We start from the raw sequence: 24,819 nt of genomic DNA, 5'->3' as shown, positions 1-24,819 counted from the left end.
CCGGCGTGATGCTGGGGCGCACGGCACCGCGGGCCGTCCTGATAGAGCAATCTTAATGCCGTCCGGTTCCAGCGTGCTGCAAGTGCGCCCATCCGCGCCGCGCACGATAGCTGCATCACAAGACAGCCCGATGACGGCCGCGTTCACGCTTTGCCGCCCTGTTTTGCGTCCTGCTTTGGGCCCTGCTTTGTGTTCTGTAGCGAAGCGGCGAAGCCCTTGGCTTTGCCGGTTTGCGCATAGGCTTCGAGTGCGCGCTGGCGCGCCAGTTCGTGCTCGACGACAGGTTCTGGATAATTTTTGCCGAGGCGCACGCCCGCCGCTTCGCGCTGCTGCGCGTTCGCCTTCCACGGCTGGTGCACGAGCGCGTCGGGCAGGGCCGCCAGTTCCGGCACCCAGCGCCGCACGTAGGCGCCGCGCGGGTCGAACTTCTGGCCCTGGAGCACCGGATTAAAAATGCGGAAATACGGCGCGGCGTCCACGCCCGAGCCCGCCACCCACTGCCAGTTGGCGGGGTTGCTGGCCGGGTCGGCGTCCACGAGCGTGTCCCAGAACCAGGACTCGCCCGCACGCCAGTCGATCAGCAGATGCTTGGTCAGGAACGACGCCACGACCATGCGCACGCGGTTGTGCATCCACCCCGTGTGCCAAAGCTCGCGCATGCCGGCATCGACGAGCGGATAGCCGGTCAGCCCGCGTTGCCATGCTCTCAAGCCAGCGGTGTCCTTGCGCCATGGCATGGCGTCGAAAGCGGGACGCAAGTTGCGCGTCGCCAGATCGGCGTAGTGATAGCGCTGGTAGTGGCAAAACTCCCGCCAGCCCAGTTCGCTCGCGAACTTCTCCGCGCTCGTGGCACGCCGCGCCGAGCCGTGGCCGTGCGCATGCTGCGCCGCCCTGAGCGCCGCCCAGACCTGGCGCGGCGAAATCGCGCCAACGGCGAGATACGGGGAGAGACGGCTCGTGGCGGCGTCGCCGGGCTCGTCGCGCTCGCCGGCGTAGGCGTCGAGGTCAGTGGCGAGGAACGCGCGCAGGCGCGCAAGCGCCGCTTCCTCGCCCGCTGGCCAGGCCGCGCGTAAGCCGACCGACCAGTCGGGCGCGCGTGGCGCGAGACCGAGCGCGTCGAGTTTCGATGCGCGTTGGGTAAGACGTGCTGGCAACGATTGAAAAATCATCCGTTCGGGCTCGCCTTCTGGCGGCGGCGGGTCCCCCATACGCAGGCAAGCGCGCCAGTAGGCGCTGAAAACCTGGAACGGCTCGCCGGACTGATTGAGCACCGTCCACGGCTCGTTGAGGAGTTGCCCGTTGAAGCTCTCCACAGCCACACCGCGCTCGCGCAGCGAGGTTTTGAGGGCACGATCGACCTCGCGTTGCGCCGCGCCGTAGCGGCGATTCCAGTAGACGGCTTGCGCGCCGGTTTCCGTGACGAGGGCGTCCAGCGTTGCCGCTTCGTCGCCTTGCAACAGAAGCAGGCGGCCGCCGCGGGCTGTCAGCGCGGCATCGAGCGCGCGCAGCGACTCATGACGCCACCAGCGCGCCGCGCCGCCATCCGGGCGCTCGCCCGACGCGTGCGCATCGTGGATCCAGACGCAGATCAGCGCAAGGCCGCTCGCTGCGGCCTGCGCGAGCGCCGGCTGATCGGCAAGCCGGAGATCGTCGCGAAACCAGACGATGGCGGGCGCTTTATTGGCGCAAGCGCGGGAAGAAGCGGAAGAAGAAGGCAGACCGGACCTCGACCGGGAAACATTCGCGCGGCACAGCGCACGGGCCGTGCCGCAAAGGTCACGGAGCGTACCACGGCGCGCGGCGGCGACTAATCCGTATCAATGCCCGTAGCCGCGCGCCGATCGACGCGGGCCGGCCCCACGCCTTGCGTAATGAGCGCGACCGCATGGCGCGCGATCGTCTCGACGTCGACGTGAGGTTGCGCCGCGTCGCCGCGCCATATCTGACTGGTGGCGAGCGGCAGCAGCGTGAGGCCCATCAGCGACTGGAATAGCAGCGAAGGCTCCAGCGCCGCGTTGAGCCGGCCCTCGCGCTGCCAGCGCGCAATCGCCATGTACGCCTTTTCCTGGTTCTCGCGGCCCAGGCGCTCGAGCATGCGCTGGCGCAACACGCCGCCCTCGCTGATGACGTCGCGCACCCACAGCGGCGGAAACCAGGGATTGCGCTGCCCCACCGCCACGAAGCGCTGCGCCAGCGCGGTGAGCGCCATCACGGGATCGTCGGGATGCTCCGCGAACATACCGCCGAGCGCTTCGCGCAGCGGCACGAAGCGCTCGTCGATCAGCACGTCGATCAGATGGTCGCGCGTCTTGAAGTAGTAATGGACCATCGCGGGCGTGACGCCGGCCTCGCGGGCAATGGCGGCAAGCGACGTGTCGAGGATGCCCTGGCGCGCGAACAACACGAGCGCAGCGTCGATCAGGCGTGCGCGCTGCTCCGCCCCGCCCGCACCGCCACTCGGGCGGCCGGGGCGGCGTGCGGCGGGCCGGCCTGGCGCACCGCCTGCGCTGTCGAGGGAGGGTTCTGGCGCTTTCATAGTCGTCTTATCGGGTAACGAATTGAATTTTGACCAACTGGAATAATTGTCCTAATATTAACCTCCGAATTAATTAATTTCAAGACAGATGGACACGATGGAACCCAGCACGAAACACCCTGCGCCCGCCACTGCGGGAGCTAGCGCCAGCGTGAAAGCGGCGGCGACGGCGTCGGGCCCGGCTGCTGCCGCTGCAGGCGGCCATCCGCCCATCAGGCTGCTGTTTCCGGCGCTCCTGCTCGTCATGTTGCTGGCTGCGCTCGACCAGACCATCGTCTCGACGGCGCTGCCCACCATCGTCGGCGAGCTGGGCGGGCTCGACCGGCTCTCGTGGGTCGTCACCGCCTACCTGCTCACCTCGACGATCGTCGTGCCGCTTTACGGCAAGTTCGGCGACCTGTTTGGCCGCAAGATCGTTTTGCAGGCCGCCATTGTGATCTTCCTGATCGGCTCGGCGCTGTGCGGCGTGGCGCAGAATATGGAACAGCTCATCGTGCTGCGCGCGCTTCAGGGCATTGGCGGCGGCGGCCTCATGGTCGTGACGATGGCCGCCATCGGCGACGTCATCCCGCCCGCGCAGCGCGGCAAGTATCAGGGCATGTTCGGCGGCGTGTTCGGCATCGCCACCGTGATCGGGCCGCTGCTCGGCGGCTTTCTCGTCGAGCATCTGTCGTGGCGCTGGATCTTCTACATCAACCTGCCACTCGGCGCGATCGCGCTCGTGGTGATCGGCGCCGTGTTCAAGCCGCGCGCCGCGCACGTGAAGCACGTGATCGACTACATGGGCGCGGGATGGCTCGCCGCCGCCCTCACCTGCCTGATTCTCTTCACGAGCGAGGGTGGCTCGCTCCTGCCGTGGACTTCGCCCACGCTCTGGCTCACGTTGCTGCTCGGTCTGGTGGCCGTGGCGGGCTTCATCCACGAGGAAAAACATGCGGCCGAGCCCATCCTGCCGCTCGAACTGTTTCGCGAGCGCACCTTCCTGCTCGCGAGCCTGATCGGCTTCATCGTGGGCGTGTCGCTATTCGGCTCGGTCACGTTCCTGCCGCTTTATCTGCAGGTCGTGAAGGGCTCCACGCCTTCGCAGGCCGGCATGCAGATGCTGCCGATGATGGGCGGCGTGCTCGTGATGTCGATCATCACGGGGCGCATCATCAGCAAGATCGGCAAGTACCGCATCTTCCCCATTGCGGGCACGGCGCTCGTGGCGGTGGCGATGATGCTGCTCGCGCGCTTGCAGATCGACACGCCCATTCACCGCATGTATCTCTACATGGGGCTGCTCGGCTGTGGCCTCGGCATGGTGATGCAGGTGCTGATCCTCGCCGTGCAGAACGCCGTGGAGTTTCGCCACATGGGCGTGGCGACGTCGGGTGCGACGCTGTTCCGCTCGATTGGCGGCTCAGTGGGCGTGGCCGCGTTCGGCGCCATGTTCTCGCATGGGCTGCACGCGCGGCTCGAAAAAGTGCTCACTGCCGACGTGGAACTGCCGCAGCCGCTCACGCCCGATGTGATCCACCATCTGCCGCCCACGCTGCACGCGCAGTATCTCGATGCGTTCGCCGGCGCGCTGCACGCGGTTTATCTCTCGGCTGCGGTCGTGGTGGTGTTCTCGTTCGCGCTGTCGTTGCTGCTGCGCGACGTGCCGCTGCGCAAGCAGCATTGAGCGCGTTCGGCGCACGCCTGCCTGCTTTTCCCCTCCAGCCAGCGGATTCCCGCTGGCTTTTTTTTGCCTCCCGAACCGGCATCCATCGGTCTCATGGGGCCCGTTCGCACACGCATTACATTTTCCACACATTTAATTACAGTTAACTAAAATCGCGGGCACCGCGCGCCCGGACCCGGCGGCGCGCGTTCCAACGCTCGCGACGGCTGCATGACGGTCGCTCGCCATAAAACACACAACCCAGGAGAAGACCCGCCCATGGACGTCCAGACCGACCAAGCCACGCTATCCGCGCAAGACACGAGGCGACGCGTATTCGCCATCGTCGGCGCCTCGTCGGGCAATCTCGTCGAGTGGTTCGACTTCTACATTTACTCGTTCTGCGCGCTGTATTTCGCGCCCGCATTCTTCCCGAGCGGCAACACCACCACGCAGTTGCTCAACACCGCCGGCGTATTCGCCGCGGGCTTCCTCATGCGCCCGATCGGCGGCTGGCTGTTCGGCCGCATCGCCGACCGCCACGGCCGCCGCACCGCGATGATGATCTCGGTGCTCATGATGTGCGGCGGCTCGCTGGTGATCGCCATGCTGCCCACCTATGCGCAGATCGGCGCGTTCGCCCCGTTCCTGCTCCTGCTCGCGCGCCTCTTCCAGGGGCTTTCGGTGGGCGGCGAGTACGGCACGAGCGCGACCTACATGAGCGAGGTCGCGCTTAAGGGCAGGCGCGGCTTCTTCGCGTCGTTCCAGTACGTCACGTTGATCGGCGGCCAGCTCTGCGCGCTGCTCGTGCTCGTGATCCTGCAGCAGACGCTCTCCACGGAAGAACTGAAGGCCTGGGGCTGGCGCATTCCGTTCGTGGTCGGCGCCGCCGCGGCGCTGATCTCGCTTTATCTGCGCAAGTCGCTCAACGAAACCTCGACGAGCGAGTCGCGCCACAAGCGTGACGCAGGCACGATTCGCGGCGTGTGGCAGCACAAGGGCGCGTTCTTCACGGTGGTGGGCTTCACGGCAGGCGGCTCGCTGATCTTCTACACGTTCACGACCTACATGCAGAAGTACCTCGTGAACACGGCCGGCATGCACGCGAAAACCGCCAGCAACGTGATGACCTGCGCGCTCTTCGTCTACATGCTGATGCAGCCGGTGTTCGGCGCGCTTTCCGACAAGATCGGCCGCCGCACGTCGATGATCCTCTTCGGCTCGCTTTCGGTGCTCGGCACGGTGCCGATCATGCACGCGCTCAAGGACGTATCGAGCCCGGTGGCCGCGTTCGGGCTCATCATCGTCGCGCTCGCGATTGTGAGTTTCTATACGTCGATCAGCGGTCTCATCAAGGCCGAGATGTTCCCGCCCGAAGTGCGCGCCATGGGCGTGGGCCTTTCGTATGCGGTGGCCAACGCGATCTTCGGCGGCTCTGCCGAATATGTCGCGCTGTGGTTCAAGTCAGTTGGCAGCGAGACCACGTTCTACTGGTACGTCACGGCAATCTGCGCGGTCGCGCTGGTCGTGTCGTGGCGCATGCGCGATCCCGCCAAGGAAGGGTATCTGCGCCACGAGCCGTGATGCCGGCGTGGCGCACTCCGTTGCTCAGACGGGCTGCGCCACGCGCTCCATCGCACGCTGCAATGTTTCGTAGACCTTCGGACGATTGCACTGCGAAACATTGAAACGCAGAAAATCGCCCGCGCTGCGCGACACGCTGAACACGTTGCCCGGCGCGAGCACGACGCCTTCCACCAGCGCCTCGCGCGCGATCTGGGCGGCATCGACGCCATCCGGCAATTGCGCCCACACAAAGAGTCCCGCCTGCGGACGGGTCCACGCGGCGAGGCCGAGCGCCGCAAGCCGGCGCAGCGTTTCGCCCATCGCGTCGGCGAGCTTCGCGCGCAAGCTGTCCAGGTGCCGCCGATACGTGCCGTCCACGAGCAGGCGGTGCACGAGTTCCGCCACCATCTCCCCGTTGCCGAACGAGACCGCGAGCTTGAGATCCACGAGCGGTTCGATCCAGTCCGCGCGCGCCGCGATGAAACCGCAGCGCGCCGCCGCCGACATCGTCTTCGAGAAACTGCCGATCGTGACGACACGCGCGAGCCCGTCGAAGGCCGCGAGGCGCGGCGCGGGTTCGATTTCGAAGTCGGCGAAGATGTCGTCCTCGACGATCAGGAGGTCATGTTCCTCCGCGAGCTTGAGCAGGCGATGCGCGACGGCTGGCGCGAGCGTCGCGCCCGTGGGGTTGTGGACCGCCGAGTTCGTCACGTAGAGGCGCGGGCGCGATTCGGCCAGCGTGCGCTCGAACGCGGCGAGATCCGGCCCCGTTGGCGTGTACGGCACGCCGACCACGCGCACGCGATGCGCGCGCAGCAGCGCCTGGAAATTGAAGTAGCACGGGTCGTCGACGAGTACGGTGTCGCCCGGTTCCAGCAGAAAGCGGCACACCAGGTCGAGCGCCTGGGTGCCGCCGTCGGTCAGCACGATCTGCTCGGGCGCGGCCTCCACGCCATGCTGGCTGAGCCGCCAGGCGAGCTGCTGGCGTAGCGCGGGCAGGCCGAGCGGCGAGGCGTAATCCGTGAGCGGCGCGCGCGGATCGCGTGCGATGGCGCGCAATGCGCGCCGCACGGCGTCCTCCGGCAGCCACGAAGCGGGCAGCCAGCCGCAGCCGGGCCGCAGCGCGTCCTGCTCGGTCTGCAGCGACTGGCGCGTGAGCCAGAGCGGATCGATCTCGCGGTCGAGCTGCGGCCCGAGCGCGGCGAGCGCGAGCGGCGGCGCGTGACCGGCCACGAAGAAGCCCGCTCCGCGCCGCGCGACCAGCACACCTTCGGCAACGAGGCGCTCGTAGGCCTCCACCACAGTCGAATTCGACACGCCAAGCTGCTCGCTCATCACGCGGATGGACGGCACGCGCGCGCCCGCGGCCAGCGCCCGCGCGGCAATGCGCTCGCGCAGCGCCTGCATCACCTGCTCGACGCGCGTCATGGGCAAGCCTTGCGTCCTCGCTCTGTCTTTCATCTGTACTGCTCCGTGTTCAATACAGTTTGAACAAATTGTACTGATCTGTAGCTTACCCTCGCGCGGCTCGGCGCGCATTATCGCTGGATCGATCACGGATGTTCTCCCCTTGGCCATTGCCCATGCGCAAAAAGCTCGATTCCACCACCGACGGCTGGCTCTGCGGCTTCGCAGGCGTCCTCATCTTCAGCGGCTCGCTGCCCGCCACGCGCCTGGCCGTGCTCGGCCTCGACCCCGTGTTCCTCACTGGCGCGCGCGCGACCATCGCGGGCGTGCTCGGCGTGCTGTTGCTTCTGTCGTTGCGCGCGGCGCGGCCCGCGCGCGCCGAAGTCTGGCCGCTCATCATCGTCGCGCTCGGCGTGGTGGTGGGCTTTCCGCTCCTCACCGCGCTCGCGCTGCAGCACGTGAGCTCGGCGCACGCCATTGTGTTCGTCGGCTTACTGCCGTTGGCCACGGCCGTGTTCGGCGTACTGCGCGCGGGCGAGCGTCCGCAGCCCGCCTTCTGGATCTTTTCCGCAGCGGGCAGCGCCGCCGTGGTGGCGTTTGCGCTGCGCCACGGCATCGATGCCTCGCCGCTCGGCGACGCGCTCATGCTCGGCGCGATCATCGTGTGCGGGCTCGGCTATGCCGAAGGCGCGCGGCTCTCGCGACGCCTGGGCGGCTGGCAGGTGATCTGCTGGGCGCTTGTAATCTCGCTGCCCGTGATGGCGCCGCTCGCGTGGTGGCTGCGCCCCGCGTCGTTCGCCGCCGTGGGCGCGGCCTCGTGGTGGGGGTTCGCCTATGTGTCGCTCTTCAGCATGCTGATCGGCTTCGTGTTCTGGTATCGCGGGCTCGCACTCGGCGGCATTGCAGGCGTCGGGCAATTGCAGTTGCTGCAGCCGTTCTTCGGCTTCGTGCTCGCGGCACTGCTGCTGCACGAAACCGTGCCGCCGGCGATGATCGCCGTCACCGCCGTGGTCATCGCATGCGTGGCCGGAGCGCGGCGCTTCGGGCGCTCGACGCTTGCCTCCGCTGTCGCGAATCGCACGGGCACGCAGCGCGTCTAGGCCACGCATTTTTGGCGCGCTTCAAAAGCGCCCGCGCGCGAGGCATAGTGAGGGATGCAAACCTCCTTCCCCTCTGCCTTCGCGCCTCGTTCCAACCGATGAACCCACACTCCGACGCGCACGTGCGTGACGCCACCGCCGACGACTTTCCCGCCATCGCCGCGATCTACGCGCACCACGTGCTGCACGGCACGGCGTCGTTCGAGGAGACACCCCCTTCGCTCGACGAACTCCTGCGCCGCCACGCCGCGGTGCGGGAACACGGCCTGCCCTGGCTCGTCGCCGAGATCGACGGCCGCGTGGCGGGCTACTGCTACGCCACGCCCTACCGGCCGCGTCCGGCGTACCGCTTCACGGTCGAAGACTCGATCTATATCGACGAAGCGTTTCGCGGCCGCGGACTCGGCCACACGCTGCTTGACGCGCTGATCGAACGCTGCGAGGCAGGCCCGTGGCGACAGATGATCGCCGTGGTCGCCGATCCGCGCGGCGGCTCGCTTAAACTGCACGAGCGCCTTGGGTTCGAACTCACCGGCACGCTGCGCGGCGTAGGCTTCAAGCACGGCGAATGGCGCGACACGGCGCTCATGCAGCGCACCCTCGGGCCGGGCGCCGATACGCCACCCAAAGGCTGACGCGGCAGGCTCAAAAACGCCCCGGCACGCCGCGCGCACGCCGCAAGCGAAACGCCGCTCGTACAATACGTCCTTTCGCAACGGCGCCAGACCCAAGGCTCCGAAGACAAGGACTGATTCACCATGCAACCCCTCCTCGAACACCTGCACCCGGCCAACTGGGGCTTCCTGTGGGACGCGCTCTCCGCGCTCGCGCTGCGCTTTTGCGCAGCCTTCGCGATCCTCTGGTTCGGCTGGTGGCTCTCCCGGCGCGTGGGCAACTGGATCAAGCGGCGCGGCGGCGGCATCGACCCCACGCTGCGCCCCATCGTGCGCGACACGGCCGTGTGGGGGGTGCGCCTCGTCGCCGTGATCGGCGCGCTCTCGCAAATCGGCATCCAGACCGCCAGTATCGTCGCGGTGCTCGGCGCGGCGGGTCTCGCCATCGGTCTCGCGCTGCAAGGCACGCTGCAGAACATCGCGGCCGGCATCATGCTGTTGCTGCTGCGGCCGTTCAAGGTGGGCGACTATATCGACGGCGGCGTCGGCGTAACCGTCGCGGGTACCGTCGAGGAAGTGAACCTCTTCACCACGCGCCTCACGAAGCCCGACGGCATCTGCGAATACGTGCCGAACAGCGCGCTGTGGAGCAATTCGATCCGCAACTACAGCCGCAATCCCACGCGCCGGCTCGACCTCGAAGTGGAGGTGTCGGTGCGCGACGACGTGAACCTCGCGATCGACGTATTGCGCACGCTCGCCGCAGCCGACGCGCGCGTGCTGGCCTCGCCCGCGCCACAAGTGATGGTGTCGCGTTTCGACGACAGCATCGCCGTGCTCAACGTGCGCGTGTGGTCGAACATCGACACGTTCTGGGACATGCGCTGGGAGCTTTCGCGTAAGGTGCGTCAGGCGCTCAATGACGCGCACTGCTCGCTGCCCGTGCGCACTCGCGAATTGCACATCGTGCAGACGCAACCGGCAGAACCGGAGCAACCGGCACCACCGACGCAACAAGCGCAGCAATGAACACGTACGCGCGCCGCCTGCGCGGCTACGCTCGAGGACTCGTGCCGCACGGTTACCTGGCCTTGCTGCTGGTGCTCGACGGTCTGCTGCTGGTGCGCCCGGTCGCGCAGAAAGCGCTCGAACACGCGCGCGGCAACTGGTTCGACGACTGGATCACGCTCATCAACGCATTCGGCGTGCTCGCGCTTCCCCAGGCGCTGGTCGCCACCGGCCTCACGATGATGTCGTTCGGCATCGCGCTGCGCGCGCGCGTGGCGTGGGTGCTCTCACTGGTGTTGCTCGCCGGCGCGGCCAGCATTTGCCTGTGGGGCGACTATCGCAGCCACGCGCTTGCGGCCTTCTCGCTCGCACTCGCCTGCGCGCTCATCTACTACTGGCGCCGCTTCGACCGCGCGAGCGTCGCCGCGGGCTCCTTGTTCGCATTCCTGAGCATTGGCTCGTTGGTCGTCTACGCGGTGTTCGGCTCGCTGTATCTCGGCGACGACTTTGCGCCGCCCATTCGCAACCTCGTGACGGCGTTCTACTTCTCGATCGTGTCGATGTCCACGGTCGGCTACGGCGATATCGTGCCGCACACGGACACCGCGCGGCTTTTCACGGCTTCGATCATCGTGCTCGGGATCACCGTGTTCGCGACTTCGATCAGCGCCGTGATCGGGCCCGTGATTGGCGGGCATTTGAAACGCATCGTCAATGGAGGCATTTCCAACGTGACCCGCAAGAACCACTATTTGATCGTCGGCGCCTCGCCGCTCGCGCATAGCGTCTATGACGGGCTCATCAAGCGCGGCTACACGGCGACCGTGATCGTCGCGCCGAATACGCCGCACAACTATCCGGGCGAGGCCGACCTCATCGTCGGCGATGCGAGCGATACCGCCACGCTGCACAACGCGGGCGCCGAAACCGCGCTCGCCGCGCTCGCACTGCGCACCGACGACGCCGAGAACGCCTTCGTGATTCTCGCGATCAAGGAGATCGCGCCGAAGGTGCGCACCGTGGCGCTCGTGAACGACAGCCGCAACTTGCAGCGCCTGCGCCTCTTGCAGCCCGACATGGTGTTTTCGCCGCAACTGCTCGCAGGCGAACTGCTCGCGCGCACGCTCAACAACGAGACCATCGACAACACGCTGATCGAACAGTTGTTGTTCGGCAAGAGCGCGGGCGGCGCCGCGTAGGGCCGTATTATCGTTCCGGCGTCGGCAGGCGCCGGAACAACGTGGGATAGTCGATCACGAGCCCATCTTCGTCCACGCGCAGATTCGCCGTGAAATCGCGGAAGATGCCCTCGTAGCGGTACTCGCGGTCGCGTTCGATGCACACGTACGCCTGCTCGACAGGCTTGGGCACAAGCTCGGGCGCGGCGATGTACGCCACGCGGATCGGCTGGCGCTCGCCGCGCGCGAGACCTAGACGCCGGATTGGCAGTGTGTTCGTGAACGGTGTCGCGGCGATGTCGATATCGATGCAGCCGTCAAGCGCTTCCAGTGCACGCCCTTCCCCGTCCGTCCAGTGACCCTTGCCGTCGCTGTGGAGCACGAGCGAGCGGCCGCCCATCACGCGAAACGCCGCCCAACGCACGCGCCAGTGCGCATCGCACTCGATGGCATAGCACAGGCCATAGGATTTGCCGTAGCGCTCGCCGACGATCACGCTTTCCACGCGGATCGTGTCGCCTTTTTCCCCATATTTCGGGCCGCAATGCGCATCGAACGCCAGATGCTCGATGCCCTCGCCCGTTTCGGATGCCCAACGCACTTCCCGCATCGTTCGCCTCCACAAAGATCACAGTAACCGCCGTGCGCATATCGTAACGCGGCGGCAAATAGCGACTATCAACCTACGCGCATGCGCGAGGCGGGCTGCATCGCCTATGCTCGCACTCTGGCCGGCCGTGCGCTTCGCACCGGGGCCGCACTCTCCCGTATCCGCACGCCACGCCTTCGTCATGTCCGCCCGATTATCCGCCGCATCCGGCGCCACTGCCGATACCGCCGATACTGCCGCGGGTCCCGCACTGCCCGCGCTTTTGCGCAGCCTCGGCCAGATCGTGCTGCAGGCGCACGCGGGAACGGGCGCCTGCCTGCTCGCGGCGCTCTCGCTCACCGACTGGCGGCTAGCGCTTGCCGCGCTGCTCGGCGCCGCCGCGGCCAACGTCTGCGCGCTCGTGGCGGGCGACGCAGAAACCGCGATCCGCGACGGCCTCACGGGCTACAACGGCGCGCTCGCCGCGCTCGCGGCGTTCACCTTCGTCGGCGATGCGGGCACGGCGGCCGCGCTCGCGCTCATCGCGGGCGGCGCGAGCGCGTGGATCGCCGGGCCGTTGAACCGCTGGCTCGCTCGCGCGCGGCTCGGCCTGTATTCCGTACCCTGCCTCATCGCGACCTGGATCTGGATACCGCTGCATCCGGGTAGCGAACCCGTAGCCACCGCGATCGCCGTTGCACCCCTTGCCCCGCACGGATCGCCGCTCGCGGCCGCAGCACACGCCGCGGCTGGCGTGTTGAGCGGCCTCGCGCAAACCACGTTCGCATCGGGCGCGGCGGCGGGACTGTGCGTACTCGCGGGCCTCGCCTGGTCGTCGCGGCGCGCGGCCGCCTATGCGCTCGGCGGCGCGGCGCTCGCGAGCGCGCTCGAACTCGCGTGCGGCGCGAGCCCGGATGCCTTCGGCGCGGGCCTCGCGGGCTTCAACGGCGCGCTTGCCGCGCTCGCGGTCTGCACGCTCGGCACGCGCGCCGCGTTCTGTGCGACCATGCTCGCCGCGGCCCTGCATCTGGCCGCCGCGAGCTGCGGACTGCCCGCGCTGACCGCGCCGTTCGTGCTGGCAAGCTGGTGCGTGCACGCGTCGGCGCGACGACTGCGCGCGCTGTCCGCGTCATCCACGCCGTCTGAAGCGTCCACCGTCCGCTGAAGGAATCGCCATGTCTTTCGCCCATCGCCCGACGCGCACCTGCGCCGAGACCGCGCCGCGCTCCGCCGCCGAGCAGCAACTGCGCGTCGATCTCGCCGCCGCTTACCGCCTCATCGCACTCAACGGCTGGGACGACCTCATCTACACCCACGTTTCCGCCGCCGTGCCCGGGGAACCTGGCCGCTTCCTCATCAATCCGTTCGGCCTCGCCTTCGACGAAGTGCGCGCCTCCAACCTCGTGAAGATCGACACCGAAGGCCGCATCGTCGGCGCAAGCGAACACCCCGTGAACGCCACCGGTTTCGCGCTGCACGCGGCCGTGCATCTCGCGCGGCCCGACGCGGTGTGCGTGATGCATCTGCACAATACGGCGGGCATTGCCGTGTCGATCCAACGAGACGGACTCTTGCCGGCCTCCCAGCACGCCCTGCGCTTTTACGGCCAGCTAGCGTGGCACGACTACGAAGGCCTCGCCTTCACGCCTGCCGAAGGCATGCGCCTCACCGCGAGTCTCGGCGCGCACCCGGCCATGCTGCTGCGCAATCACGGCACGCTCACCACTGGCCGCACGGTGGCCGAAGCCTACGTGCTGATGGCGACGCTCATCAAGGCCTGCGAAATCCAGTTGCAGGCACAGGCAGGCGGTGTGCCGCTCGTCTTGCCGCCGCCCGAGGCGGCCGAACGCACGGCCGAACAGTTGCGCGACGGTGGCGCGATCGAGGGCGTGCTCGAATGGCCGGCGCTGCTGCGCAAGCTCGATCGCATCGATTCGTCATACCGCGACTAACCACGCCGATTCCATCGCATCACTGACTTTTCAAGGAGACCCGCATGCCGACATTCCACATCGAAATGTTCGAAGGCCGCAGCGTCGAACAAAAACGCCAGCTCGCCGCGGCACTAACCGAGACCACCTGCAAGGTGCTCGGCGTCGAGCCGCAATCCGTCGACATCATCTTTCACGACGTGAAGCCGGAAAATTGGGCGACGGCGGGCAAGCTGTGGAGCGATCCGCGCTGACGCCTTCATTTCCATCGCATTCCTTATCTTTTCCGTCTGGCGTCGCCCGCACTGCTCGCGCCGCCAGACGCGCCTCAATCCTCCCCCGCACGATTCCCTACACCGCACCCCGAGGCGCATTGCCGCACCCCATGCGGCTGCGCGGTGTATTGACGCAGCGCCATACCCCTCGCACATCCCGCCTGCACAACGAACGTTTAATCTAAATTGATTTTTATCAATGCGTTAGCGCATCCTCTCGTCTCATTGAGATTGACGACTGCGACACGCTGGCGCACGTCGCAGTGTAGCAAAACCGCCGCCGTTCCCCTACGCTTACGTCCATCGCACGCAACCGCAGCGCCCCCACTGCGGTGCAGTGCGCAGTTTCCCCCGGTAAGCAAGCAACAGGCACGCACATGCACACGTCACTCTCCGCCTTCGACCTGGCCCGGCTGCAGTTCGCCTTCACCGTCTCGTTTCACATCGTCTTCCCGGCGCTCTCCATCGGCCTGGCCAGCTTCATCGCCGTGCTCGAAGCCTGCTGGCTCAAAACGCGTCAGCCGTTCTACAAGGACCTCTGCCTCTTCTGGTCGAAAGTCTTCGCCGTGGCCTTCGGCATGGGCGTCGTGTCCGGCGTCGTCATGAGCTATGAGTTCGGCACCAACTGGTCGGGCTTTTCGTCGTTCGCGGGCCCCGTCACCGGGCCGCTGCTCATGTACGAAGTCATGACCGCGTTCTTTCTCGAAGCGGGCTTCCTCGGCATCATGCTGTTCGGCTGGAACCGCGTGAGCCCGCGCGCCCACTTCGGCGCGACGCTGATGGTCGCCATCGGCACGCTCATCTCCACGTTCTGGATCCTCGCCTCGAATAGCTGGATGCAGACGCCGCAAGGCTTCAAGGTCGTCGACGGCCACGTCGTGCCGGTCGACTGGTTCAAGATCATTTTCAACCCGTCGTTCCCGTACCGTCTCGCGCACATGGCGATCGCCGCGTTCATCGTGGCCGCACTCGTCGTGGCCGCGAGCGGCGCATGGCATTTGCTCAAGGGGCGGCGCGACCCCGCCATCAAGAAGATGTTTTCGATGGCGCTCGGCCTCTTGCTCGTGCTCGCACCGGTGCAAGCCTTCGTGGGCGACGCGCACGGCCTGAACACACGCGAATATCAGCCCACCAAGATCGCCGCGATCGAAGGCATTTGGGATACCGAACAAGGCGGCACCGCGCTCAATCTGTTCGGCATCCCCGACATGCACGCTGAAACCACGCGCTACGCCGTTTCCATTCCGCACCTTGGCAGCCTGATCCTCACGCATAGCTGGGACGGCGAGATCAAGGGGCTCAAGTCCTTCCCCGCCGACGAGCGGCCCAATTCGCCGCTGCTGTTCTGGAGTTTCCGCGTCATGGTCTGCTTAGGCCTCCTGATGATTCTTCTCGGCGTGACGGGCTGGGTGCTGCGCCGCCGCGGCACGCTCTACGAATCGCGCGGTTTCCAGCGCTTCGTGCTCGCCATGGGACCGACGGGCTTCATCACGCTGCTCGCGGGCTGGGTCACGACCGAAGCCGGCCGCCAGCCCTGGGTGGTCTACGGCGTGATGCGCACGGCGCAAGCCGTGTCGCCGCTCACGGCGCAACAGGTGGGCATTTCGCTGATGGCGTTCGTGGCCGTCTACTTCCTCGTATTCGGCACGGGCATTTACTACTTGCTCAAGCTTCTGCGTAAAGGTCCTGCGCTGCCCGACAGCAAGCCACATTCGCCCCACGAGCCACGTGAACCGCGCGTGGCCCATCCTGCGCTCACCACGAGTCAGACCGCTCGCCGCCCCATGTCCGCCGCCGATCAGCTGATCGACGCCTGAGGCTCCCCGCATTCATCGTTACGAGGCTAGCAAGCAAATGGATGTCACCGTCATCTGGGCCGCGATCATCGCGCTCGGCGTTCTTCTCTACGTGGTGCTGGACGGCTTCGATCTCGGCATCGGCATCGTGTTTCCGCTCTTTCCCGACGAGGAAGAACGCGATCTCATGATGAACACGGTCGCCCCCGTGTGGGACGGCAACGAGACCTGGCTCGTGCTCGGCGGCGCGGGGCTCTTCGCCGTGTTCCCCATCGTGTACTCGACTGTGCTTTCCGCGCTCTATCTGCCGCTCGTGTTCATGCTCGCGTGCCTGATCTTCCGCGGCGTGTCGTTCGAGATTCGCGCTAAGGCCAATCGCACGAAGCATCTGTGGGACCTCGCGTTCATCGGCGGCTCGACGGGTGCCGCGTTCTTCCAGGGGGTCGCGCTCGGCGCCTTCCTGCAAGGCATTCCGATGGACGGCGGCCAGTTCGCCGGCGACGCCTTCGGCTGGCTCACGCCATTCAGCCTGCTCTCGGGCTTCGGGCTCGTCGCGACCTACGCGTTGCTCGGCTGCTGCTGGCTCGTCGCGAAGACCGAGGGCGATCTGCAGCGACGCCTGCGCAAGCTCGTCTGGCCGCTCACGGTCATGCTGCTCGGCTTCATCGCGCTCGTGAGCCTGTGGACGCCGCTGCAGGACCCGGCGATTGCCGAACGCTGGTTCCGTTCGGGCCTCTTCTGGCGTCTCGCGCCGGTGCCGCTGCTCGTGCTCGCCTGCGCCGCATGGATGCGCTGGGCCGTGCATGCGCGCCATCATAAGACGCCCTTCATCGCGGCCATCGGGCTCGTGCTGCTCGGCTACGCAGGCCTGCTCGTGAGCCTGTGGCCCTACGCGATTCCGCAGGGCCTCACGCTCTGGGAAGCCGCCGCGCCGCGCGAGAGCCAGATGTTCACGCTCGCGGGCGCAGCGTTCATTCTGCCGATCATTCTCGCGTACACGATGCTCGGTTACTGGGTCTTCAGAGGGAAGGTGCGTCATGGCGACACCCATCACTACCACTAACACTGCGCGCCGCGCGCTACCCGGCTGGATCTGGTTCGTACTCCTCTGGTGTGCGGGCGTGGGCGCGGCCGTGTCGCTCGGCTTCGCGTTCAAGGTCTTCATGAACCTCACGCTGTTCGCCGTGAAGTAATTCGCACAAGCGGATATGCACGAGCGCGCTCGATTTCACGGCGTCGCGTTAGACTGTAGGCTCTCTGTCACCCGTGTGAAACCTTCATGCAACAGATGACCTTCATGGAATGCGTCAAGCGCGCGTGGGCGAGCGCCTGGCAGGCCGCCGTGCAAATGCCGGTTCTCGTCGTGGGAACGTTTGTGATCTACGCGGCGCTCGGGTGGTTCGGGCTCGCCGGGCGGCCCGTTCCGGCCGAAGGCGCGACGCCCTCGGGCGGACTCATTGCGCTCGGCAATCTCGCCTCGCTCCTGAATTCGCTCCTCTACCTCTGGTTCACGCTCAAGATTTCGCGCTTCGTGCTGCTAGGCGAGCGCAGCGCGCCGCTCATGCCGGCCAGAGCCAGGCCGTTCCTGCGTATTTTTGCGGTCGGCCTTATTCTGGCGGTCGCGCTCGGCGCGGTCGCGCTCGTGCTGTGGGTCGTGCTGCGGCCTCAGTACCAGGGCGGCGCGGCGTTCCTCTTTGTGGTGGTCCTTGTGATCTGGATGTTCGTGGCGGTGCGGCTCTCGCTGCTCTTTCCGGCGCTTGCAATCGGTAGCCCGATCGCGTTCGGCGCCGCATGGCGCGATAGCCGCGGGCACTTCTGGAGCCTCTTTGGCGTGACTTTCGTCGCCGCGCTGCCCATTGCCGTATGCGGCCTCTTCGTCCTCATCGGCATGGGCCTCGCGGGCGTCTCGCCTGAAATCGTGCGGCAGCCGGGTTGGCTCACCGCGCTCGCCATTGGTCAGAGCATCGGCAATATCGTGTTCGCGCTGCTCACGACCACGGCCCTCGCCTGGCTTTACCGCCGTTACGCGCAAGCGCTGACTTCGCCCGCCACGCGCTAGTCTCACACTACCTGGTATTACCATATGCCCGGCACGAAGCGATAACGCACGCGCGCCAGATACTCGCGATAGCCGGGCAAATTCTCCGCGAGCGTTTGCTCCTCGCGCACCGCGCGATAGCCGATCCCCACGACCATGATGGGCACGCACGCCAGCCCCCACCACGAACCGAGCATGAGCGGCGTGCCGGCGAGAAAGAGCAGCGCGAAGCCATACATCGGGTGACGCACGTAAGCATACGGGCCCGTGTCGCTGACCGTATGCCCGCGTTCGCTCTGAATCTTCACTACGGGCGCCGCAAAGCGGTTCGCCGCGAAGACCGCGCGCGTCGCGTAGATATCGACAAAGATGAAAATGGCGCCGAGCACGCTAAGCCACAGTGGCACCCGCGACCAGCCCATGCGCACGGCGTCGATGCCCATCAGGCACAGCCACGCGCAAAATCCCACCGACACGCACAGCATGAAAACGCGGTCCCACGGCTGCTGCGTGCGTTGCGCGAAAGGCGCGAGCCGCTCGACAAGGAGGCCCGGATCCACGCGCCCGAGCCACAGGCCGATCCACACGCCGCATAACGCCCACTCGATGAGCCAGAGCCACGCCGCCGTCCAGGCCAGCGTGCCCGCCGAAACGAACAGCAGCACGCCCATCAACCCGAACCACACCACGACTTGCACGAACAGCTTCGTCATCAGCGCTTTCGTCATTTTCAGCTCAGTCATGATGCTCTCCTTGCGCGCGGGCGAAAGTGTCGTGTCGCGCGCTTCCTGCTATGCGCCGTGCGAAGTCATGCGCGCATAGAGCGTATCGGCGTCGATACGCTGCGCCGCTTCGCCGCGCGCGAGATCGATGCCGAAGCGTTCGCGCAGACACAGCGCGAGTTCCTCTCCATTCGCGATCGTACGCTCCTCGCTCACCTGGCCTTGCGCGTCGCGCTCGGTAAATCGATCGTTGAACAGGATCGCCCGGCCGCCTTCGCGCGCCATGCATGCGATCAGGCTGAACGTGAAGAACGAATCGGGCGACGCCGACGTGTACCAGTTCGCGACTTCGTAATCGACCCACTCCGCAGGCGTCAACTCGAAGCGATAAACGTCGAACCACTTCTCGCCGTCGTTGAGTTCGAGCTTGCGCTCATTTGCCGAAAGCGTCACGAGCCGCGCCGGTTCGTGCGGCGTTTGCTGTTGCGCTTCGCTCGAAAGCAGGAGCGGTGCGCACAGCGTCGCGCCGCCGAAACCCACGTCCGCGATCCACGAATCGCCCTCGGCCTCCACGCGCAGCAGCATATGCGTGCGCGCCGTGTGCGCGCCCGGCGGCTGGCCGAACAACACGCGCGCGGAAAGCGGTGTCACGGAAAAGCCCAGTTGCATGAGCACATGCGCGAACAAGGTGTTGTGCTCGAAGCAGTAGCCGCCGCGACGCTGCGCCACGAGTTTATCGACGATGTCCGGCAACTTGACCGACACGCGCCGACCTGCGAGGGGATCGAGATTCTCGAACGGTATGACAAGCGGATGAAGACGATGCAGTTCGCGCAGCACGGCGAGGGTCGCCGCTCGCGGACCGCTGTAGCCGATGCGTGCGAAGTACGGGGCGAGATCGAGTTCGTAGCGTGGGGAAATGTCGGTCATTGAGCCAGTTTGCTTTGAAGTTTGAGCGTTGAGCGTGCGCTCACACCCGTGATGATAAGCGACTTCATTCGCCTGACTAATTTGTCGAAACTGACTATCTGTAATGCGAAAACACGCAAAAGACAGGCATTCGTAAGCATTGTGATGACATCACGTAAAACATGCGTAAAACGGTTGAGAATCATTCTCGTTTTTGTTGACGCTCGCATTCCGTGTTAGTACGATGGCGCCGTCTGGAGATGTCGGGTATTCAGCGGCTTGCGAATAACAAACGTCCACGCGATCAATCAAGCAATCATTTCAATAAGTAAGGAATACGATGAAATTGACCCGAACCGTCCGCGTGCCCGCGCTGGCCTGCTCGCGCAGCGCCGCGCCAGGCCGCCCGGCGCGTCGGCGTGCACCGGCGTTGCGCGCGATCGCCGTGCTTGCCGCGAGCGCGACACTCGCATGCAGCGCAGCGCGCGCGCAGAGCAACGCGAACCCCGACGCCGCCCCTGAAGCACCGGAAGCCGATCTCACCATTCAGGCGCAGCCGTCGAACTTCTGGACCGGCTTCTGGTCGCGCCAGAACATGCTTGGCGACATGGGCGGGCTGCGCCCGTGGCTCGGCAAATACGGTGTGACGTTCCAGCTCACGGAGACGAGCGAGTATCTCGCGAATCTGCGCGGCGGTCTCAAGACGGGCGGCGCATACGACGGCCTTACGACGGCGACGGTCCAGGTCGACACGAGCAAGGCGCTCGGCATTCCGGGCGGCCTCTTCAACGTGAGCGCCCTGCAGATTCACGGCACCAACCTGAGCACGTCGAACCTCGGCACGCTGAACACGGCGAGCGGCATCGAAGCGACGCCGACCACGCGCCTGTGGGAGCTGTGGTACCAGCAATCGTTCTTCGACAAGCGCCTCGATGTGAAGATCGGTCAGCAGAGTCTCGACCAGGAATTCATCGTGAGCCAGTACGGGGCACTGTTCATCAACACGATGTTCGGCTGGCCCGCACTGCCTTCGTACGACATGCCCTCGGGCGGCCCCGCCTATCCGCTCGCGGGTCTCGGCGTGCGCGTGCGCGGACAGATCACGCCATCGCTCACCGCGCTCGCGGGTGTGTTCGCGGGCGACCCGCTCGGCAACGATCCGAGCAACCTGAGTGGTACGAATTTCAATCTGCACAACGGCACGTTGTGGATCGGCGAGCTGCAATACGCGATCAACCAGCCGTCCGAAGGCGAGCTTGTCAGCGCGGACAATCACGGCCTGCCGGGCACCTACAAGCTGGGCTTCTGGTACAACAACAACCCGTTCGCCGACCAGCGCTTCGACAACACGGGCCTTTCGCTCGCCAATCCGAACTCGACCGGCATTCCGGCGCAGCACCAGGGCAACTACAGCTTCTATGCGGTCGCGGACCAGATGATCTGGCGCCCCGACCCGGACGAGCCCCGCAGCATCGGCGTATTCGCACGCGTGATGGGCGCGCCCGGCGACCGCAATCTCGTGAGCCTCGCGGCCAACCTCGGCATTGTGATGAAGGCGCCGTTCAAGGGCCGCGACAACGACAGCGTGGGTCTCGCCGCCACGTACATCAAGGTCGGCAACAACGTGCACAACCTCGACCTCGACCAGCAGATGTTCACCGGCGGTCCTTACGGCGTGCGCACGCAGGAAACGACGCTCGAAGCGACCTATCAGTATCAGGTCACGCCGTGGTGGATTCTCCAGGCCGACGCGCAGTACACGTTCAACGCGGGCGCCGGCCAGAATCCGCAGGACCCGACCGCGCCGCTGCGCAACACGTTCGTGGTGGGCGTGCGGACGAACATCACGTTCTAAGCCCAACAAAGCGCAATCGACCCATGTTCAACCCCAAGTCCTCGCGTTTTCCCAACCGCACGCACTGCGGCCGCGCGAGGCACGGAGATTCAGTATGAAACACGCTACGCGCACGCTCCTGCAATGCACGGTCCACGCGACCCGCTCCGCGCTCGCGCTGGCCGCCGCGGCGGTGCTCGCCGGCGCGCCGCTCGCGGCCCACGCCGACCCGCAGGGCCTGCTCGAGACCGTCAAGCACCACACCACGCTCATCAACACCGTGCCCGACAACGGCGACCAGAACCCGTACGCGATCTTCGTCGCGCCGGTTTCCTCCGGCACGGTGAAAGAAGGCGACGTGCTGGTGGACAACTTCAACAACGCGGCTAACCTGCAGGGCACCGGCAGCACCATCGTCGACTATCACCCCGACACGAAGCAGATGACGCTGTTCGCGACGATTCCGCGCGATCTCAAGGAATGCCCGGGCGGTGTTGGGCTTTCGACCGCGATGACGATGCTCAAGTCGGGCTGGGTCATCGTGGGGAGCACGCCGAGCAACGACGGCACGACCGGCACCAAGGGCGCGGGCTGCATGATCGTGCTCGACAGCGGCGGCAAGATTGCCAAGGTCATCAGCAGTCCGAACATCAATGACCCGTGGGGCAACATGGCCGTGGTCGACAACGGCGACCACGCCACGCTGTTCGTGAGCAACGCGGGCTTCGGCGTCGGTGGCGCGGACGGCAATCCGCCCGTGTTCAAGCAGGCTACGGTGCTGCGCCTCGACCTCGACATCCCGAGCGGCCAGGCGCCGGTCGTGAAGAGCGAAACCGTGGTGGCGAGCGGCTTCGGCGCGCAGGCGGACAAGGGCGTATTCCTCGTCGGCCCGACCGGTCTCGCGCTTTCGGCGGACAACAAGCTGCTCTATGTGTCCGATGCGATCGGCAACCGCATCAACGTGATCGAAGACCCGCTCACGCGTGACACGAGCGCGGGCGTGGGCCGCCAGCTCACGGCCGACGGCCTGCTGCACCGCCCGCTCGCCATGATCACCACGCCGCAGGGCCACCTGCTCGTGACGAATGCCTTGAACGGCCAGGTCGTCGAGATCGACCCGGCCGCGGCAAAACAGCTCTACGCGCGCTGGATCGATACCGACAAGGCGCAAACTCCTCCGGGCAACGGCGACCTCTTCGGCATCGCGCTGACCCCGGCGGGCGACGGCTTCTACTACGTGGAAGACGATGTGAACACTCTCGTGCTGGCTAAATAATCATGTCCTCCGACGATACTCCCAACAACCCATCGCGCCCCGCGCGGCGCGGCTTCCTGAAAGCCGGGGCCGCGCTCGGTGCGAGCCTGGGCGCCGGTGCGGCCACGAGCGGCCTCGCCCAGGCCGCCGAGGCGAAGCACCACGCCATGCCCGCCGATCCGATGCTCGCGGTGGAGCCGTTCTACGGCGAGCACCAGGGCGGCATCGTGACGCCGCAGCAGGCGCACACGTATGTCGCGGCTTTCGACCTCACGACGACCTCGCGCGACGATGTCATCAATCTGCTGCGCAAGTGGACCGAGTCCGCGGCGCGCATGAGCCAGGCGCAGCCGGCGGTCTCGCTGGACGGCACCGGAGACGACCACCCCGCGCCCGATTCCGGCGACGTGCTGGGCCTCGGCCCGGCGGGTCTCACGGTCACCTTCGGCTTCGGCCCCGGCCTCTTCACGTCGCAGGACAAGGACCGCTACGGTCTCGCGCACAAGCGCCCCGCCGCGCTGGTCGATCTGCCGCGCTTCAACGGCGACCAGCTGATCGCGCAAAAGACCGGTGGCGATCTCTTCGTGCAGGCCTGCGCCAACGACGCGCAAGTCGCCTTTCACGCCGTGCGCCAGCTCGCGCGCCAAGGCTATGGAATCCTGACGATGCGCTGGGGCCAGGCGGGCTTTCTCTCGGGCCCGCGCGCGCAGACGCCGCGCAACCTCATGGGCTTCAAGGACGGCACGAACAACCCGCCGACCACAGACCCGAAGGCGATGAACCAGTTCGTCTGGGCCACCGCCGCCGACGCGCCGTGGATGCAGGGCGGCACCTATACGGTGGTGCGCCGCATCCGCATTACGCTGGAGCACTGGGACCAGATGGAACTGGGCTTCCAGGAGCAGGTGTTCGGCCGCCACAAGTACAGCGGCGCGCCTATCGGCCAGAAGAAGGAGTTCGACAACGTCGATCTCGACGCGCAGGACAAGGACGGCAATCCGCTGATTCCCGAGAACTCGCACGTGCGGCTCTCGAACCGGGCGTCGAACAACGGCGCGCAGATTCTGCGCCGCTCGTACTCATACAACGACAGCACGGACTTCTATATCGAGCGCTGGCCGCCGTGGCGCCAGGAAACCGAATACGACGCGGGTCTCATCTTCGTCGCCCACCAGGGCGACCCGCGTACGGGCTTCATTCCGATCAACGAGCGCCTCGCGAAGTTCGACATGATGAACCAGTTCACGACGCACGTGGGCAGCGCGATTTTCGCGTGCCCGCCCGGTGCGAAAGCGGGCTCGTTCATCGGCGCGGAGCTGTTCAGCGCTTGAGATCGCTTGAAATCGCCTGAAATCATTCGATAACAACGGACAACGAAGTAATATGAAAATTTCCATGATGCGCGCGCCGCTGCGCGCTGCCGCCCTTTCGCTCGCGCTTGCAGGCATGCTGCCGCTCGCCACGCACGCCGCCTCGATCACGCTCTACAACGCGCAGCACGAGCAGGTCGTGAACCAGCTTGCGAAGGACTTCGAGCAACAGACTGGCATCGACGTGAAGATCCGCAGCGGCGAAGGTCCGGCGCTCGCGGCGCAGCTCGTCGCCGAAGGCGAGAAGACGCCCGCCGACGTCTACTTCACCGAGAATTCGCCGGAATTGATGCTGCTGGAAGAAAAGGGCCTGCTTTCCCCTGTTCAGCAAACGACGCTCGCAGCCGTGCCCGCACGCTTTAACTCGCCGCAAGGGCAATGGGTGGGCGTGACCGCGCGCGAGAACGTGCTCGCGTACAACACGGCCAAGGTCCAGCCCGCGCAATTGCCGAAATCGATTTTCGATCTGGCGAAGCCCGAATGGAAAGGCAAGGTCGGTATCGCGCCGAGCGACGCCGACTTCCTGCCGCTCGTCGATGCCGTGCTCGCCGTGAAGGGCGAAGCCGCGACGCTCGACTGGCTCAAGGGCCTGAAGACCAACTCGCAGATCTTCGACGACGACGAAGGCGTGGTCGCGGCCGTGAATCGCGGCGCAGTCGCCACCGGCATCATCAACAACTACTACTGGGACCGCCTGCACGCCGAGATCGGCGACAAGAAGACGCAAAGTGCCGTCGCGCACTTCGCCGACGGCGACGTGGGCGCGCTCGTCAATGTTTCGGGTGCCGCCGTGATGAAGTCCGCGCACAATGTGGACGGTGCGCAGAAGTTCCTCGCCTACCTCGTGAGCGAGCGAGCGCAGAAGCTGATGGCGCAGAACCATATCAGCTTCGAGTACCCGCTGCGGCCCGGCGTGGCGAGCGACCCCATCAACAAGCCGTTCGACCAGCTGAAGCCGCCCGCGCTGACCATCCAGCAGCTCGGCGACGACAGCCAGGCAGGCAAGCTGCTGCGCCAGGCTGGCCTGCTGTAATCGATATGGAGTT

23 protein-coding genes are annotated in these 24,819 nt (G+C 66.2%); 17 read left to right on the top strand and 6 right to left on the bottom strand.

Annotation, left to right across the window (positions count from 1 at the left end; genetic code table 11):
* Positions 1-143 precede the first annotated feature (143 nt).
* On the bottom strand, positions 144-1,718 hold the full coding sequence (locus JMY28_RS25705) for a cryptochrome/photolyase family protein (RefSeq protein ID WP_201698822.1): 1,575 nt from the start codon (positions 1,716-1,718) through the stop codon (positions 144-146).
* A gap of 89 nt (positions 1,719-1,807) precedes the next feature.
* A complete protein-coding gene (locus JMY28_RS25700) occupies positions 1,808-2,536 on the bottom strand; it encodes a TetR/AcrR family transcriptional regulator (RefSeq protein WP_201698707.1) in 729 nt (242 codons plus the stop codon).
* Positions 2,537-2,633: 97 nt separating this feature from the next.
* Here JMY28_RS25700 and JMY28_RS25695 point away from each other — a divergent pair, with 97 nt between their 5' ends.
* A complete protein-coding gene (locus JMY28_RS25695; RefSeq protein WP_407945538.1) occupies positions 2,634-4,202 on the top strand; it encodes an MDR family MFS transporter in 1,569 nt (522 codons plus the stop codon).
* Between the two features lie 258 nt (positions 4,203-4,460).
* Entirely contained in the window at positions 4,461-5,765 is a 1,305-nt protein-coding gene (locus tag JMY28_RS25690; RefSeq protein WP_201698705.1) for an MFS family transporter, read from the top strand.
* A gap of 24 nt (positions 5,766-5,789) precedes the next feature.
* On the opposite strand, the gene JMY28_RS25685 is transcribed toward JMY28_RS25690, so the two are convergent.
* A complete protein-coding gene (locus tag JMY28_RS25685; protein ID WP_201698704.1) occupies positions 5,790-7,208 on the bottom strand; it encodes an aminotransferase-like domain-containing protein in 1,419 nt (472 codons plus the stop codon).
* A gap of 98 nt (positions 7,209-7,306) precedes the next feature.
* Between JMY28_RS25685 and JMY28_RS25680 the strand changes: the two genes are divergently transcribed.
* The 4 genes from JMY28_RS25680 to kch all read left to right on the top strand — a co-directional run bounded on the left by JMY28_RS25680 (position 7,307) and on the right by kch (position 11,075).
* Positions 7,307-8,254: a DMT family transporter gene (locus JMY28_RS25680; RefSeq protein ID WP_236597041.1), complete on the top strand. Its 948-nt coding sequence runs from the start codon at positions 7,307-7,309 to the stop codon at positions 8,252-8,254.
* Positions 8,255-8,352: 98 nt separating this feature from the next.
* Positions 8,353-8,889, top strand: a complete 537-nt coding sequence (locus JMY28_RS25675) for a GNAT family N-acetyltransferase (protein ID WP_201698703.1) — start codon at positions 8,353-8,355, stop codon at positions 8,887-8,889.
* A gap of 123 nt (positions 8,890-9,012) precedes the next feature.
* Entirely contained in the window at positions 9,013-9,897 is an 885-nt protein-coding gene (locus tag JMY28_RS25670) for a mechanosensitive ion channel family protein (RefSeq protein WP_201698702.1), read from the top strand.
* Entirely contained in the window at positions 9,894-11,075 is a 1,182-nt protein-coding gene (gene kch, locus JMY28_RS25665; protein WP_201698701.1) for a voltage-gated potassium channel protein, read from the top strand. The genes JMY28_RS25670 and kch overlap by 4 nt, the downstream gene beginning before the upstream one ends.
* 7 nt (positions 11,076-11,082) lie before the next feature.
* On the opposite strand, the gene JMY28_RS25660 is transcribed toward kch, so the two are convergent.
* Positions 11,083-11,664, bottom strand: a complete 582-nt coding sequence (locus JMY28_RS25660; RefSeq protein WP_201698700.1) for a putative glycolipid-binding domain-containing protein — start codon at positions 11,662-11,664, stop codon at positions 11,083-11,085.
* Between the two features lie 181 nt (positions 11,665-11,845).
* On the opposite strand from JMY28_RS25660, the gene JMY28_RS25655 reads away from it, so the two are divergent.
* The 7 genes from JMY28_RS25655 to JMY28_RS25625 all read left to right on the top strand — a co-directional run bounded on the left by JMY28_RS25655 (position 11,846) and on the right by JMY28_RS25625 (position 17,704).
* Positions 11,846-12,808 carry an urea transporter gene (locus tag JMY28_RS25655; protein WP_201698699.1) on the top strand — a complete coding sequence of 321 codons (963 nt, stop codon included), beginning with the start codon at positions 11,846-11,848 and terminating at the stop codon, positions 12,806-12,808.
* Between the two features lie 10 nt (positions 12,809-12,818).
* Positions 12,819-13,595, top strand: coding sequence for a class II aldolase/adducin family protein (locus JMY28_RS25650; protein ID WP_201698698.1), 777 nt, complete (start codon positions 12,819-12,821; stop codon positions 13,593-13,595).
* 44 nt (positions 13,596-13,639) lie between these two features.
* On the top strand, positions 13,640-13,828 hold the full coding sequence (locus JMY28_RS25645) for a 4-oxalocrotonate tautomerase (RefSeq protein WP_028205614.1): 189 nt from the start codon (positions 13,640-13,642) through the stop codon (positions 13,826-13,828).
* 398 nt (positions 13,829-14,226) lie between these two features.
* Positions 14,227-15,666 carry a cytochrome ubiquinol oxidase subunit I gene (locus tag JMY28_RS25640; protein ID WP_201698697.1) on the top strand — a complete coding sequence of 480 codons (1,440 nt, stop codon included), beginning with the start codon at positions 14,227-14,229 and terminating at the stop codon, positions 15,664-15,666.
* A 37-nt stretch (positions 15,667-15,703) separates the two neighbouring features.
* Positions 15,704-16,708, top strand: coding sequence for a cytochrome d ubiquinol oxidase subunit II (cydB, locus tag JMY28_RS25635; protein ID WP_201698696.1), 1,005 nt, complete (start codon positions 15,704-15,706; stop codon positions 16,706-16,708).
* Positions 16,683-16,838 (top strand): hypothetical protein, encoded by a 156-nt coding sequence (locus tag JMY28_RS25630; RefSeq protein WP_201698695.1) that lies wholly within the window; start codon positions 16,683-16,685, stop codon positions 16,836-16,838. Before cydB ends, JMY28_RS25630 begins: the two co-directional genes overlap by 26 nt.
* 86 nt (positions 16,839-16,924) lie before the next feature.
* Positions 16,925-17,704 (top strand): hypothetical protein, encoded by a 780-nt coding sequence (locus tag JMY28_RS25625; RefSeq protein ID WP_201698694.1) that lies wholly within the window; start codon positions 16,925-16,927, stop codon positions 17,702-17,704.
* A gap of 17 nt (positions 17,705-17,721) precedes the next feature.
* Here JMY28_RS25625 and JMY28_RS25620 read toward each other — a convergent pair whose 3' ends face one another.
* Positions 17,722-18,399, bottom strand: a complete 678-nt coding sequence (locus tag JMY28_RS25620; RefSeq protein ID WP_201698820.1) for a methyltransferase family protein — start codon at positions 18,397-18,399, stop codon at positions 17,722-17,724.
* Between the two features lie 75 nt (positions 18,400-18,474).
* Positions 18,475-19,335, bottom strand: coding sequence for an arylamine N-acetyltransferase family protein (locus tag JMY28_RS25615; RefSeq protein ID WP_201698693.1), 861 nt, complete (start codon positions 19,333-19,335; stop codon positions 18,475-18,477).
* A gap of 319 nt (positions 19,336-19,654) precedes the next feature.
* Here JMY28_RS25615 and JMY28_RS25610 point away from each other — a divergent pair, with 319 nt between their 5' ends.
* From JMY28_RS25610 to JMY28_RS25595, 4 genes are all read left to right on the top strand, one after another.
* The gene (locus JMY28_RS25610) at positions 19,655-21,169 is read left to right on the top strand and encodes a carbohydrate porin (RefSeq protein WP_201698692.1); all 1,515 of its coding nucleotides are present in this window, start codon (positions 19,655-19,657) and stop codon (positions 21,167-21,169) included.
* A gap of 94 nt (positions 21,170-21,263) precedes the next feature.
* The gene (locus tag JMY28_RS25605) at positions 21,264-22,424 is read left to right on the top strand and encodes an NHL repeat-containing protein (RefSeq protein WP_201698691.1); all 1,161 of its coding nucleotides are present in this window, start codon (positions 21,264-21,266) and stop codon (positions 22,422-22,424) included.
* A 2-nt stretch (positions 22,425-22,426) separates the two neighbouring features.
* Complete coding sequence (gene efeB / locus JMY28_RS25600) at positions 22,427-23,734, top strand: iron uptake transporter deferrochelatase/peroxidase subunit (protein WP_201698690.1); 1,308 nt, start codon at positions 22,427-22,429, stop codon at positions 23,732-23,734.
* A gap of 52 nt (positions 23,735-23,786) precedes the next feature.
* Positions 23,787-24,806, top strand: a complete 1,020-nt coding sequence (locus tag JMY28_RS25595; RefSeq protein WP_201698689.1) for an iron ABC transporter substrate-binding protein — start codon at positions 23,787-23,789, stop codon at positions 24,804-24,806.
* Positions 24,807-24,819 lie beyond the last annotated feature (13 nt).

The sequence above is a fragment of the Paraburkholderia hiiakae genome (genome assembly GCF_904848665.1).
In the GTDB taxonomy this organism is placed as follows: Bacteria; Pseudomonadota; Gammaproteobacteria; order Burkholderiales; family Burkholderiaceae; genus Paraburkholderia; species Paraburkholderia hiiakae.
This window is presented reverse-complemented; position numbering and strand designations above follow the sequence as displayed.